The organism is Zobellia russellii (assembly GCF_044597075.1).
In the GTDB taxonomy this organism is placed as follows: domain Bacteria; phylum Bacteroidota; class Bacteroidia; order Flavobacteriales; family Flavobacteriaceae; genus Zobellia; species Zobellia russellii.
The window spans coordinates 1,306,315-1,321,681 of record NZ_CP139000.1 but is presented as its reverse complement, the minus strand read 5'-3'; the positions used below and the strand labels follow the sequence as shown (position 1 = coordinate 1,321,681).

The 15,367-nt window shown below is 37.4% G+C and carries 8 protein-coding genes; 3 read left to right on the top strand and 5 right to left on the bottom strand.

Annotated features, from left to right (window positions below):
- Positions 1-42: 42 nt before the first annotated feature.
- The 5 genes from SJY45_RS05570 to SJY45_RS05550 form a co-directional block, all read right to left on the bottom strand.
- A complete protein-coding gene (locus tag SJY45_RS05570; RefSeq protein ID WP_400073582.1) occupies positions 43-2,274 on the bottom strand; it encodes a TonB-dependent receptor in 2,232 nt (743 codons plus the stop codon).
- A gap of 100 nt (positions 2,275-2,374) precedes the next feature.
- Positions 2,375-2,857: a hypothetical protein gene (locus SJY45_RS05565; RefSeq protein ID WP_400073581.1), complete on the bottom strand. Its 483-nt coding sequence runs from the start codon at positions 2,855-2,857 to the stop codon at positions 2,375-2,377.
- A gap of 35 nt (positions 2,858-2,892) precedes the next feature.
- A complete protein-coding gene (locus tag SJY45_RS05560) occupies positions 2,893-7,035 on the bottom strand; it encodes an amino acid adenylation domain-containing protein (protein ID WP_400073580.1) in 4,143 nt (1,380 codons plus the stop codon).
- 2 nt (positions 7,036-7,037) lie between these two features.
- Positions 7,038-7,292 carry an acyl carrier protein gene (locus tag SJY45_RS05555; RefSeq protein ID WP_400073579.1) on the bottom strand — a complete coding sequence of 85 codons (255 nt, stop codon included), beginning with the start codon at positions 7,290-7,292 and terminating at the stop codon, positions 7,038-7,040.
- Positions 7,289-8,872 carry an amino acid adenylation domain-containing protein gene (locus tag SJY45_RS05550; RefSeq protein WP_400073578.1) on the bottom strand — a complete coding sequence of 528 codons (1,584 nt, stop codon included), beginning with the start codon at positions 8,870-8,872 and terminating at the stop codon, positions 7,289-7,291. Before SJY45_RS05550 ends, SJY45_RS05555 begins: the two co-directional genes overlap by 4 nt.
- A 359-nt stretch (positions 8,873-9,231) precedes the next feature.
- Here SJY45_RS05550 and SJY45_RS05545 point away from each other — a divergent pair, with 359 nt between their 5' ends.
- From SJY45_RS05545 to SJY45_RS05535, 3 genes are read left to right on the top strand one after another with little or no spacing between them, the layout of a single operon-like run.
- Positions 9,232-10,491: a HupE/UreJ family protein gene (locus tag SJY45_RS05545; RefSeq protein WP_215914309.1), complete on the top strand. Its 1,260-nt coding sequence runs from the start codon at positions 9,232-9,234 to the stop codon at positions 10,489-10,491.
- Positions 10,492-10,511: 20 nt separating this feature from the next.
- Entirely contained in the window at positions 10,512-14,537 is a 4,026-nt protein-coding gene (locus SJY45_RS05540; RefSeq protein WP_400073577.1) for an amino acid adenylation domain-containing protein, read from the top strand.
- On the top strand, positions 14,512-15,258 hold the full coding sequence (locus SJY45_RS05535) for a 4'-phosphopantetheinyl transferase family protein (protein ID WP_400073576.1): 747 nt from the start codon (positions 14,512-14,514) through the stop codon (positions 15,256-15,258). The genes SJY45_RS05540 and SJY45_RS05535 overlap by 26 nt, the downstream gene beginning before the upstream one ends.
- Positions 15,259-15,367: the final 109 nt, after the last annotated feature.

Below are 15,367 nucleotides of genomic sequence, written 5' to 3'. Positions count from 1 at the left end.
TCCAATTGGACATATCTCCGCTTTAGTAAAATCTAAATCCTATTAGAAATTAACTGATACTTTTCCTCTTAAATAAAAAGGTATACCTGGTGTAAAATGTATTTCTTCAACAGGAGCGGTTTCGTTAAACAGTCTGCTTTCCGTTGCAAATTGGGTTTCGTTCCATTCGGTGTCAAAAAGGTTTTCTACAATAACGCCCAGTGTCCAGTTCTTTATGGAATAATTTAAATTTAAGTCGGTTACAAAATAACCTTCTGCTACAATTGAATTATCCTCGTTTGCCGGTCTATCTTTTACATATTTATAGTTTATTCCACCTGAGAAATTCTTAATATCAATAAATGACAACCCGGCTGTGGAAGTCAAATCTGGGGCAAGGGGAATAAGGTCTTGCCCATCTGGATCTTCTGAACTTCTGGCGTAAGTGTAATTTACGTCTCCATTAGCATAAAGCCAATCGGTAATTTGGTAGCGTAAACCAAAATCAACCCCGAGCCTCTTTGTTTTTCCACTTGGTTCTACTATACCGGCATCACCAACATAGACAAACTCTTGTTCTAAAAACAATGTCCACAAAGCGGCATTAATAACCAATCGGTCTACTGGTTTGTAAATTGCTCCTAAATCCGCTCCATAGGCCAAGGGAAGAATTTCCTTGCCATTGTTTGCGGTAACCACTCTAGTATCATTTGAATGGTATCCAATACCCGATTTAGCAAAAAGCTGCAAATTGGAAGTTGGGGCATAAATAACATTAAATTTTGGACCTAGAAAAAGCTTGTTCTCGCTTTTGCTATCATAGGTTTCGGTAAGGTTATTTACATAATCAAACTTAAAATAGTCTAAACGGAGACCGGTGTTCAAAGTCCATTTATTTTTTTTATAGGTTACATCAAAAAAACCATAGGCATTTAACTCGTCAACATCTCCATAAGCCAAACGCTCCAATAGGGTTTGACGGTTTTTTGTTCGGGATAGTTGAACATCGTTAACATCGTCATACCTAAAACCTATTCCTGATTCATATTTTAATTGAGAATCATGGTCTCCAACATGAACGGAATGCTCGTAACTTGTTTCGGCACCAATTATGGTCCGGTCTTCAAATTGTCTTATTTGGTCCCCGTTTACTGGATCTTCCAAGAAGAACGTAAAGTTGGAAAAGAGCTCAAAATCATACTTTGTCAAATAAGCCTTAGACTTTACCCTAGAATGTTCATCTAGTTGTTTGGTATGGTTAAGGAGAATATTGCTGCGGCTTGTGTTTCCTCCCTCAGTATCGTCAATTGCTCCAAATCTACCTATTAAACCTGCATCTACGGCTCTTTGCGGAACCTGACCGGAAGCATCCCATTTGCTTTGAAAATGAGAAAGTGTAATGCTCAAATCTTGGTCTTTACGATTGTTAAAAGTATATCGCCCCATAATATTTAGACGATTGAAGTTTTGAGAAGAATCAAACGGGCCATCGGTTAAAACCAACTCAGAAGCTAAATAAGCATTGCTAAAATCACTTTCGGCCACTTTGAACATACCTACGGTACGCAAGGTGTTGAATTGACCAATTTCTGCCGAAATCAAGTTGTTTTCTAGTTTGCGTTTCGTTTTTAAGTCGATGTACCCTGCGGTATTAAAGTTTCCTTTGTTAGCATAATAAGGACCTTTTCCAAAGTCAATATTATCAATAGTTTCGGGGATTATAAAGTGCATATCCGAATACCCTTGCCCATGAGCATGAGATACCATGTTTACAGGTAGACCGTCTACATTAATGGCTAAATCCGTTCCGTGGTCAATATCAAATCCTCTTAAGAAAATTTGCTCGGCTTTTCCACCTCCGGCATGTTGGCCAATGATTAATCCCGGTACTTTTCGCAGAATTTCCTGCGAAGATTTAACAGGGTTTGCTTTAACATCAACATTTACAAAGTTGCTAAGGGCGTTTACTTTTGAAACCAGTACCACTTGCTCCAAAGAAACGGCAGATTCTATTAGGGTGATGTTTGTGTTGCTGTCTAAAAGCGATTCCGTAATAGTAAGTTGATGATTTTTATAGCCTAAACTATAGAAATAAATAACATCTCCAACGGATATGTCATCTAGTTCAAAATATCCGGAAACATTGGTATATGTATACCCACCGGTAGTTTTGTTATAAACGCCAACACCTTCTAGGGCAATTTGTTTTTCGTTCGTTACCGTACCATTAAGGTCATGGGCCTGGACCACAAGACCAAAAGCTAATAGTACTATAAGAGTAATATGTTTTTTCATAATAAACAAGATTGAAATATAGTGAACATACAAGCGTATCCATAGACATATATAGACATAACTTGATGCTGAATAAAAAAATAAAATGTAGGAGTAAACCTTAACCGGAAATGGGGAAGTTGGTTGGTTGTGGAGGTTCTTTTAAAACGGTAAAATAACCTAGTTTTAGGTTACTTTCTATGGTTTTAAAATTCGCTAAAGATTTCATTGCCGGAATATGATGAAACACCGGATAAGCTGTAGTAATATGCTTATCAAACTTAAAATCTGCTAATAGCGAGTCTTCTGTTGATTCATTGGTGCCGGAAGCATCAAAAATGGCGTCAATTATATTAATAAAATTATGCTCATGCCTATCAATATCCGTATGATGATGAGTATAGTGGGTATTATTTTCATGAATGGAGGAGTCATGGCCAATTATCGAATCAGGCATTTCCAAAATGTGAGAAACTTCGTGAAAAACAGTGCTTATTTTTTGATGCAATGGATTTAAAATATAGCACAAAGCGATTATCAACGCTACATATTTTATAAGCGTTGGCTTTGTTGAACGGCTAAAATTTTCTTTTTTGCTCTGCATTCAGTTTTACTTACGGAAACAGGGTACTAAAGGTTTTATTTTTCTAGAAGAGATGTTAAGGTTTCTTCTATATAGGTTGCATATTCTGCAATTGTGGGCATCTCAAATATTTTATTTAAAGGGAAATTATATTCAATTTCCTCGTTAATCCGGGCAGTGACACGTATTGCTGCTAGTGAATGACCTCCTAAAGAAATAAAGTTATCATGTACGCCAACATTGTTCAATTTCAAAACTTCGGCCCAAATATTCTCCAGTAGTTCTTCTATTTCATTTCTTGGTGCTGTATATGATGTGTCCATAGCCAGCTGTACCGACGATAGGTTTTTTAAACTTTTCTTATCAATTTTTCCGTTGGAAGTCAATGGCATTTCCTCCAAGTGTTTATACACAGATGGAAGCATATATGAAGGAAGTTGTTGGGCCAATAAATTTTGTAATTTTTTAATGGACAAGTCTTTTTTACCTGTGTAATAAGCAACCAACTTAGAGTTGTTTTCCCAGTCTGGATGTGAAGGGGTATACCCAATTTCGTGCATGATTCGCAAAACCTCCTTCTCATCAATTACCTCGTTTATTTCTTCAAGGCTTTCGTTTCTAGTCTTATGCCCTAATCGTACATCCCAACTATATGGAAAAGAGTAATTGCTATACCCTAAATCCTTTTTATGGACATAAATACCAACTTGGTTAATAAGGCAGTTTGTAGATCTGCCGGTATCCGTAGGTCTTATCCAGCCTGCTTTCTCTTTTAGATAAACCAGCATTTCTTCTAAACTGACATCACTAAACCTATAAAAATCTACAAATTCTACTTTTTCAAAAACACTTTCGTCTTCAAAAATGGATACATCTAAAAGTCGTTTTACGGCATCCGACTCTTGGTGATATAATTTTCTTGCTTCTAAAATGGTATCGTCAATTTTTGAGGTGTCCAATTCGTCGTCCCAAAAAAGTTCTTCGGTAAGTCGGGTTTCAAAAAACTGACCACGACTTAAACCGGTAACTATAAATGGAATTTGTTTCTCAAGTGCTATTTTGGTGCTCAGGGTATAAATGGTCTTAAAGCACCCATTGCAAACGTTGTGGTGTTGATTAAGACTATCTACGAATATTTCGTTCATATGAGGTGTTCGTCCATAAATGTGGTCTACGCCCAGCTTTTTTACAATACGGTCAACATTTGCCTTTGCCTGTTCGGAAATATAGCCATTATCCATAGTGAAGGCTAAAACATTGAGCCCCATATTTACCAGGCGTGCAAGAACATAGGTGCTGTCTTTTCCACCACTTAAAAGTGAAATGCAATCATAACTGCGATTTTGACCACTTTTTGATGTTAAGAGCGAAACCAACTGTTCATCATTTTTAAAATAGCGTTCGGTTTTGTCTTTATAGGTTTCGAACGCAGTACATAAATGACAAACCCCATCCTCATTAAAATCTGCGTTTGGGTAGTTAGAAGGTAATCCGCATGTTGTACAGTTTACTACCTCTTCTTCAGGGATAGTTTCTTTGTTCTCAACTAATACTACTGCACAGTTGGTTATTTCAGGAACCTTAAGGAGGTTACTTTCTATATCCGCAAGTTCTATACGGTATCCTCTAAGTTTTACTTGTTCATCCAGGCGACCAATATATTCAAACTCCCCATTTTTATTCATTCTGCCCAAATCTCCAGTCTTGTACATTTTAGTTTCAGGTGAAAAAGGGTTTTTCTCAAATTTTTCGGCCGTCATATTAGGGGCATTGGCATATCCGTCAGATAACCCAGCACCACTTAAATAGAGCTCGCCAATAACGCCATTGGGAACCTGATTTTTATAGGTATCCAAAATATAGGCGTTCATGTTGGAAATAGGAAAGCCTATTGGCACGGAACTCGCTGTGTGTTTATCTTGGTCGTATCTTGAAAAAATACAGCCCACAGTGGCTTCCGTAGGACCATATTCGTTATATATTTTTAATTCCGAAGAAAATGCTGCCTGTACTGTTTTTGCTAAGCTCGATTTTAATTCTTCACCACCAACAATCATGGTGTGTATATAGGAGGTTTCTAGTTTCTTGTCTTTTAAAAGAGATAGATGGGAAGGGGTGAGCTTAACACAATTTACCAGATTATCCTCTATAACTTTCAACAGACTTACGTCCGGCCCGGTAGTGGGTTCTTTATAGATATTGATTCTGCCACCACTTACTAAAGGTAAAAGGGTAGAGGTGATGGTCAGGTCAAAACCTATGGACGTAAAAAGCGGAAAAACCGATTTTTGATTAACGCTATAAGCTTCCTTTGCCCAGAAAATATAATTAGACAACGCCCCGTTTGAAATTAAGACGCCCTTGGGTTTGCCTGTGCTCCCAGATGTGTAGAGTATATACGCTAAACTTGTGGGTTCGTTTTGTATTTCAATATCGGTAACCGGTTGTTCTTTAATAATTGAACGTTCTTTTTGGATATCTAGAATGCCAATATCTGGCACTTCTATTTTTGAAATGAGTTCGCTTTGACTAAGTAAAAGAGCGCTCTGAGAATTTGAAATGATGTATTTAATTCGTTCCGCTGGTTGGTCCGATGAGACGGGAATGAATGCTGCACCTGTTTTTAGAACGGCTAGTATGCTGATTATGTAGTCTGGACTGCGATAAAAATGAAGAGCCACTCTACTTTGCTTATCAACACCTTTACTTTTTAAATAATGTGCCAGTTGATTGGCCTTTTTGTTCAATGAGCTGTAGGTGAGAATTTCATTCCCCGCTTGTAGCGAAACGGAATTTGGATGTTGTTCCTGATTATGTTGAAAGCTACTTAAAATAGATTGAAATTGTGTAGATGATATATCTTCACTATTACATTTTAAAGGTTCAATAGGTAGTAGTGCGGGTTTAAATATGGATTGTTCAAAATCTTCTAAAAAACCGTCTAGGATGTTCAGAAAATGATTAGGCATTTCTTCTGCCGTAGCTTTTGAAAAAGTGTGGCAATTTGTATCAAAAGCTATCTTGAACGCACCACTTTTGTTCATGTCATAAACGTGGGTGCGGAGCGCATGATTGCTGTCCATATGGTCGGAATGCAGCCATTCGGTTTTTGTAGGAAAGCCGTTAAAATCAGGAAAATCTGCGTGTATGTAATTTAAAATGGCATTGAAACTAGCATTGGTGCTAGGTGTTGCACACCCAGGGCTTACATTTCGTAAATATGCATTTGTTTCAACTTTAACTCGGTTAAAAAGACTGATGAACGTATCGTCTTCCTCAATTTCAATCACTAGGGGGAGAACTTCAATAAAAAGCCCGGCAGTTTTCTGAAAATCCCGGGTAGGACGATTATGTGCTGGCGCACCAATTGCTATTTTATGTTGTCCGCTTACCCGGTGGATATAGCTGAAATATAGTGTGAGGAATAAGTTAAAGAGTGTCAGGTCTTCCGTCCATCCCCTAAACTCAGGTTGTTTTGCTAAATACCGTAATTTCTGAGAACGTTCGGCTCCAAGGTGAACATACGTGCGCTTGGCTTCGGTACTTTTATTAAGCTTTTCTCCGTAAAATTGAGGTAGCTCTAATGTATCTTTCGTTTTATCTATCCAATAGTTTTGGCTATCAGCACCTGATTTGGTTGTAATCTGGTCGTTTTCATATTTTATATAATCTGAAAACGTTGGAAAATCTTGTAATGGGGCGGTTACCTTTTCTAATTCGTTTTGGTAAAAGGAATTCATCCGATTATAAAGAATGGAATTGGATACGGCATCCGTCACCAAATGGTGAAGCTTTAAAAACCAAATGTAGTTGTTCGGGCCGGTTCTCAATAGAGCAGTATGAAATACCCTTTTTGAAATATCCATGCGCTGCAATGTACGTTGGTAGAGCCATTCATCAACAGTAATATTATCATTGTTACTGGTAAAGTCTACAAGTTCCAATGAAAAATCTATTTCATTAAGAATGGTCTGTATTGGATTTCCTTGTTCTTCGGAAAAGACCATCCGAAGTATATCTGTCGCATTGATAAGTTTTTGAAATGCCTTTTCGAATAGGGTGTGGTTTATTTCTCCTTTTATTTCAAAGGTGTATACCACGTTGTGAAGCGGAACATTTGAATGCATTCGCTGACCGGCCCAAAGTGCAGACTGACTTTTTGTAAGAGGTAGAAACGTATCTTTTTGATTACTCTTCATAATTAAATCTGCTTCGTGTCGGTATCTTGTTTGCTGTCTATAAATCTTAGCATGTGGTTTATGGTCATGAAATTCTCAATGGTCATCTCCTCTGGCAGTACCTTTATAGCTGCTTCGGTTTCAATAAAAAGAATCAACTGTACCATTCCAATAGAATCAACAAGTCCAGACCCCAAGAGGTCTTCATCAACCTCTATTTCTTCAATAGGTTCTGAGGCTAATTTATTTTTGATGTACGATACTATCTTGTCTTTCATATTTGGTTTTCTTCCAATAATTTACCTATTTCTTTTCGGCTTATTTTTCCGGAACTGGTTCTTGGAAAATCATCCATAAATTCTATGGTTTTTGGAACAGCATAGGAGGGAAGTTCTATTTTACAGAACTCCATGAGATAGGTAAGGTTTATACAGGAATCTTTAGAAGGTTTTATTACCGCGGCCAGTTCTTGTACTTCCTCTTCTTTTCCTAACACCAGAACCGCTACTTCTTCAACATCTTTATATTTTAATAAGGTTAGTTCTATTTCGTCCAACTCAACGCGATACCCTCTAAGTTTTATTTGCCGGTCATTTCTGCCTAAAAACAATAATTCTCCTTTTGGGTTAAGTTTAACCAAATCACCGGTCTTATAATAGATATGGTCGTATCCTTCCGCTATGGTTACTTTATGAAAGGAACGTTCCGTTAGCGATTTGTTGTTCCAATACCCTTGCATCATAGTTGCTGAGCGTACTGCTAACTCACCAGGTTCATTAGAGCTTACATCATTATTGTTTTTATAAAGTATTTTAAACTCGGTGTTGCCCCAAACATTACCAATAGGAATAGGGTCATCTGTTTTAGGAGGCTCCGGTAGATGGTAATAGGTACAAAGAATAAGTTCTGCCGGACCGTATAGATTACTGAACTTGGCATGCGGCCATTCGTTCATGAGTGCTCTAAGGTGTTTAGTGATAAAAACCTCACCGGCAAAAAGCACCCATCGTAGAGAACCGAAGTCATTTTTACTTAATGTACCACTATTTAAAAGCTGGATTAACATAAGGGGAACGCTATACCAGACTGTAATTTTTTCATTTGCGATAAGTGCACTTAGGCTTGCTGGCATTTTTAAATGGGCATCTGGAATAATAACCGTAGTGGCGCCAACCAATGGAGCTACAAAATAGCCAAAAGTGGAAGGGTCAAAATGAAGCGGAGCGGGATTCCCAAAAACATCATCAGAGTTAAAGCTGTAAGTGTCAGCAGCAATTTTGGCCAAGCTCAAGGCACTGTAATGCGTATGCATAATACCTTTTGGAACTCCTGTTGAACCGGACGTATAAAGAATAAATGCTAAATCTTGCTCCAAAATATTGGGCGCAATGAAACCATCAGTTGAAACCGAGAAAATCTCATCCCATGAAATGGATTGCGTTGTGTTTTTAAGGGTATCTCCAATAATTGTTTTTATTGGACTTTGCTCGTTCAGCAAGTTGTCTATCTTTCTTCTTTTTGTAGGAGTGGTTACCAGACACGTAATTCCACAATCATTTATAATTGCAAGTGTTCGGTTAATTGGGGTAAAAGGGTCTAAGGGAACATAGACAGCTCCGGCTTTTAAGATTCCGTATACTGCAATACAGGTTTCCAAACATCTGTTCATATATATACCAATACGGTCACCTTTCTTAATACCTAATGAGATAAGGTATGAGGCTAGCTGATCGGTTTTTTTGTGAAGGTCTCCATAAGACATAGTTTCCTCCAAATAGCGAAATGCTTCACTTTGGGGTGATGCAATTGCTACACTGCCCAACAATTGTGGTAAGGTGTAAGTTGATTCCAAATTCACGGTCTAGTTGATATCATACCACAAACCATGAGGACTTCAAACAGTATTGAAATCTTCTGATTCATAGCTTGGCTAAGTTAATTTATGATTTGGAGCTTATCAAATTTAAAAGTAATTCAATAACTGATTTATAGGTCAATCATCGAAAAATACTGAATTTTACCTAATGTTTTATAAATTAAATTAATATTGAAGGGTGTTTTGTTGATAAATTGATATTACGGTGAATTTAATTAATCCTATCTGAACCATAAGAATATCATTTTGTCAGTATAAACTATAGACCATTTTCAATAGTTGATTTTTGAAAATACCATTAACGACCAGACTAAAAAATAATTTTCTATCTTGAGAACGCTATGAAAAAACTATTACTGCCATTAATCTTTGGCCTATTTCTGCTGTTGCCAATAGTAACGTTTGGCCACCAACCAAAACAAAGTTTAATATATCTTCGGATTTATGAGAAGACTGGAATAGAAGGTCGTTTTGAAGTCAATGCTCACGAACTTAATAGTGTTTTTGGGCTGGATTTAGGGTTGCACCCGAGTATAGAACAGGTAAGGCCATTCCAAGAAAGAATTCAGGCTTATTTATTCGAAAATGCTAAATTCTCATCTGAACTGGCAGACTATACAATTGTCTTTACGGGGGAGATTACAAAACTAAATCTGTCTTATGGAGACTTTATCAATTTTCATTTCCGACTTGAAAATTCAGAAAATTTACCTGATAGCTTAACGTTGGATTACAACGCTTTTTTTGATGAAGACCCATCACATATGTGTCTTGTGGCAATGGAGTATAATTGGAAGGCGGGTCTCATTAATAATGAGCATATTGTTGCTCTATATTTATCCGAAGGGGAGCGTAATGGAACGTTTTCTATCAAAGAAACTTCTCTGTGGAAGGGTTTTCTGGCTATGGTGCAACAAGGTGTGTGGCACATTTGGATCGGAATGGATCATATCCTATTTTTAGTAGCTCTAATTCTGCCATCTGTGGTAAGAAGACGCAAAAAAGAGGGAGTCACAGGCGAAGCTATTAATACTACTAAGTCAGGTTTTTGGGGCTGGGAGCCGGTTAAGAGTTTTAGACCTGCTTTTATGTATATCCTTAAAATCGTTACTTTTTTTACTATTGCCCATACAATTACCTTAAGTCTTGCATCTTTAGAAATTATAACATTGCCTTCTCGCGTGGTGGAATCAATAATAGCTTTTTCCGTTGGCCTTGCAGCTTATCACAATATCAGGCCTATATTTAAAGGAGAAGACTGGGTTATTGCTTTTGTTTTTGGTCTCTTTCATGGGTTTGGTTTTGCCAGTGTATTGGGAGATTTAGGTTTTAAAGGCGAATACCTTTCATTGTCTCTGGTTGGATTCAATATAGGGGTGGAGTTAGGTCAAATTGCTATTATTGCACTGATTTTTCCAATTCTTTATCTTATTAGAAACAATAAATTTTATACAAGACTCCTACTTTGGATTTCCATTGTTTTAATTGTTATATCCGCTTATTGGTTAACAGAACGTGCTTTTGACATTGATTTACGTCTGGGTAGTTTCATCAATAAAAACATACTATATCCTGTTGCGCATTTTTTTGGTTTGAAGTAATAACACCCAAAACTTAGCATTTGGAAAAAAGTGATAAAAATAATTCGTTATTAAGCCGATGGAAAAATCGTGAAGAGAAGGAGGTTGCTTTAACAACCATTCCTAAGGCTCCTGATACAAGCTCGGCACCCTTGTCTTCAGGGCAACAACGTATATGGTTTCTTCAAGAGTTGTATAAGGACAACCCTTTTTATAATTATTCTGAGGTACTTACTTTTCAGGGAGATTTAAAAGTTGAATATTTAAAGGATAGCCTAGAGCATATATTTTTTGCTAATGAGGTTTTAAGGTCTTATTACCCAACTGTTGAGGGTAGTCCTATAGCTAAAACACATAATAATGTTCCTGAAATTAAGGAATATGATTTTAGTCATTTAACGAAACATGAAGCAGGAAAAGAAACTGAGGCGGTCATGCGGCAACAGTCATCACAGGTGTTTGATTTGTCCGTTCCAAGTCTGGTAAGGGTATCCTTAATTAAGCTTTCTGTAAATAAAACGCTTCTGTTTTTTACCATGCATCACATTGTAATAGATGAATGGTCTATAGATGTTTTAAAACAACAATTAGCAGACACGTACCTGAAACTATTATCCGGACAATCGTTGGATATTCCACATGAAACTCTTCAATATTGTGATTATGCATATTGGGAACGAAACACACCAATTGATGAAAAACAATTGGAGTATTGGAGAAAATCATTATCGGGAGATTTACCTATTTTAAATCTGCAAACAGACCGTACGAGACCGGCGAGACCATCTTTTAAGGGGAAGCAACAAGCCTTGTCACTAGACAAAGAGTTGTCTTCGGACATATTGAATACATCAAAACAACTTGGCACAACACCCTTTGTTTTCCTGCTTACCGTGTATTACATTCTTTTGTATAAGTACTCAGGACAGTCGGATATTTTAGTAGGAACCCCCATAGCTAATAGGAGCTCCAAGTCTTTGGAGAAAGTGCTTGGGTTTTTTATCAATACAGTGGTTTTGAGAAGTAGGATAGAAGGTTCCAGTAGCTTTTTAAACCTAATGGAAATTGTAAAAGCCAATACGCTTTCAGCTTTTTCCAATAAAGAGATACCCTTTGATGTATTGGTAAAAGAATTGAAGGTTGAACGGTCTTTAGCGGTAAGTCCCTTTTTTCAAGTAATGTTCTTATACCATTCAGCTACGGCCACACCTTCTTTTGGGACTGATTTACATTTAGTAGATGAAACTGAATTTGATACCGAGGTTTCTAAATTTGATTTAACGCTGTCTATCTCTGAGTCAAAAGGAACGCTTTCTTTGGCTTTTGAATATGATACGGACTTATTTGAATCTGCTACTATTTCTCGTTTTTTATCGCATTACAAAATGTTATTGAATGGGGTAATTGCAAACCCTAATGAAACTATTGGTCAACTTCCAATGATGACCATAGGAGAGAAAAAAGTATTGTTTCCTCAAGTTGCAGAAGGCAGAAATCATTTCAAAACTTATCCTGGAATTCACAATATTATATCTGATGTATCATATCAGATTACGAATCGTAATGCGTTGACATTTAGTAATGTATGTTTGTCTTATGGAGAATTGGATAGGCGGTCAGGAATAATTGCTGAAGCCATACTCCAAAAAACAAAGAAGCGAAACGAGATAGTAATGCTTTGTATGGATAGGTCAGTTGAAATGATAGTTTCTTTATTGGCTATTCTTAAAGCTGGGTGTGCCTATCTGCCTATGGACCCCAATTATCCCATGGAAAGGTTAAGCTTTATTTTGGAAGATGCCAATTGCAATATTGTTGTGACGCATAGTAGTCTCACCAAAGTTTTTGATGGCACTAATAAGAATACTATTTTAGTTGATACTGTTGATTTTGATGTGGAGAAAGATATTGTTCTGCCCGAGGTAAAAGAAGACGATTTAGCCTATGTTATTTATACTTCGGGAAGCACGGGAAAACCCAAAGGTGTACCCATAACCCATAAAAACCTTATCAATTCAACAGCAGGAAGATTGGATTTTTATCCTAAAAATCCTAGTGCTTTTTTGTTGATGTCCTCTATTTCGTTTGATAGTTCCAAAGCTGGAATTTTTTGGACGCTCTGCACAGGAGGCAATCTTATCCTAACAGAAAATAGAATAGAACAGGACCTCACGAGAATAGAGGACCTAGTTGAAAAACACAAGGTGAGTCATACTCTTATGCTACCTTCTTTGTATCAAGTTTTGCTTGAACAGGGGAATCTGCAAAAATTAGAGAGCTTGGATACGGTTATTGTGGCAGGTGAGGCCTGTACACGTTCTCTGAGCGAGGTCCATTTTAAAAACGTTCCCTGGGTAAATTTATATAATGAATATGGACCTACGGAAGCTACGGTTTGGTGTCTTGCGCACAAGGTAGAAAAGAGTAATAGCTTAGACGATGTGCCCATTGGTAGGCCGGTTGCTAATGCAGAGGTGTATCTTCTAAATAAAGCTAAGCGTATGGTTCCATACGGTGCAGTTGGGGAAATTTATATAGGAGGTCCAGGAGTGTCTAATGGGTATCTTAATAGAGCAGACCTTACTGAAAAGGTGTTTGTAAAGAATCCGTTGGGAGTAGGCTCCGCTATAATTTACAGAACGGGTGATTTAGGCAGATACCGCAATAATGGAACTATTGAATTTTTAGGAAGGGCAGACCATCAAGTTAAAGTACGTGGTTTTAGAATTGAGCTGGATGAGGTGGAGAAAACCATATCCGAATACCATAAGGTGACTGCTACAGTAGCCATGGTAGAGAACAACAAAAGTTTGGTAGCCTATATTACGGTTAGCAGTACAGTTGAGGAAAGGGTACTTAAACTGTTTTTAAAAGAGAAGTTGCCGGAATATATGGTGCCATCTAGGATAATAGAAGTGGGGGAGTTTCCACTTTTGCCTAATGGCAAGGTAGACAAGGTAAGTCTGTCTCGTATGAAACCTTCCGTAGTGCACGGCACTGTTGTAGAAATGGAACTTCCGTCTACAGAGCTTGAAACAAAAATGGCAACTATTTGGAAAGAAGTCTTGCATCTCCCTTCAATTGGTTTACATGAGAACTTTTTTGATATAGGGGGAGATTCTATATTGAGCATACAGGTTATTTCAAAAGCGAAAGCGGAAAAAATAGAGGTGTCTCCCAATCAATTGTTCCAGTATCAGACTATTGCTGAGCTTACTCGACATATAGAAACTGAAAAACAAAAGCGGGCAGAAGCTTTTGACACCTCAGAATTTAAGCATTTAGTGGCTATTCGTTCCGGAGGAACAAAACCTGGTTTATTTTGTTTGCACTCCGGTGGCACCCATTTCTTTTATTACAATCAGTTTGCAAAACATTTGCATCAAGACCGTCCGGTTTATGCACTGCAGGCATCGGGTCATGAAGATAAACTTGTTTTGCATAGAAGCGTCCATCAGATGGCGATTGATTTCATAAAGGAAATCAAAAAAGTGCAACCGCAAGGGCCATACCACTTTATAGCGTATTGTTTCAATACGGCCATTGGTATGGAGGTTACAAGATTGTTGAATGAAATGAATGATTCGGTCAATCTTATCATAGCGGACACTATGGCGGACTACCTTAGTCTGTTTGCTCCGTCGCAGACCAATGTTAGGGCAACGGCATTTTTAAAAAGGCTAAAGTCTGACCCGGTAAAAGCAGTTCGTAGTTTTGTTAGGTCAAAGTTGATGCTGCCGCTCAAGGAAAAGTACAAGTCTTTCATGAGCAGTGGTAGTCAAAGGCTTGTCCGTACGTTACATGATAATCATATTAAATTATATAGACAGTACAACTGGAAGCCCGTAGATAATAATATACACGTATTACTAACTGATAAAAAAGAGGTGAATTTCAATGAAAAAGTAGTGGCTTCATGGGAAAAGATGACGAATAAACAAGTCATTGTTGTTTCCGTGGAAGGTCATCATGACAAACTTTTTGAAGATGCTTTAACTGCCGAGAAAACGGCGGCCATTATAGATGCGTGTATGAAAAATTTTGAGACTAGCAGAAAAACAGGTTGAATGGAACCCTATGGAGTTATCTGAAAACGAAGCACACGTATGGTCTTTTAAGACAAGTGATTTTCATGAACTTGACTATTTAGAGTTGCTTTCTCAGGATGAACTAGAGCGAAGAAATAGGTTTAAGTTTGAAAAGGATAGAAAAGTATATGTCCTGGCCAGAGGTCTCCTTCGTGTCTTGTCCAGGGGATATTTACAAATTAATTCGATTCAAATAAATTTTAGTTATAACGAATTTGGAAAGCCATATTATTCCCATTTCACACCCTTGCGCTTTAACATTTCCCATTCAGGGGATAGCATTGTAATAGCTTTTACCAATACAGGAGAAGTAGGGGTAGATGTGGAGCGAATAAAAAATGATTTTGAGGTAGTTAAAATAGCGGAAGGTTTCTTTTCTTCGGATGAAATTTCGTCTTTGTTGGTATTTCCCGAAGAGAAAAGAGCTCAGGTTTTCTTTAATTGTTGGACGCGAAAAGAAGCCTTTATTAAGGCTAAGGGAGTTGGACTCTCTTTTGATTTAACCTCCTTTTCGGTTTCTATCGCTGATAAGGCCCCGGAACTTTTAAGAACTCAATGGGATTCTAAAGAAAAGAATACTTGGAAGCTGTTTTCGTTCAATAATTTAGTAGGGTATTGTATGGCCTTATGTGTACCGGTATCGGTACAGAAAGTTTCTTGTTTTGGTCTGAAGGATTTAAATGATTCTTTTAAGGATTAATTTTTAAGTAATTGTCCTGTAGTTGTTTGTCTTTTAATATAGCAACTAGTCGATTAAGTGGTTACATCTATTGCTTGTCTATTTTTTAAGCCTATTTTTATTGAGGATT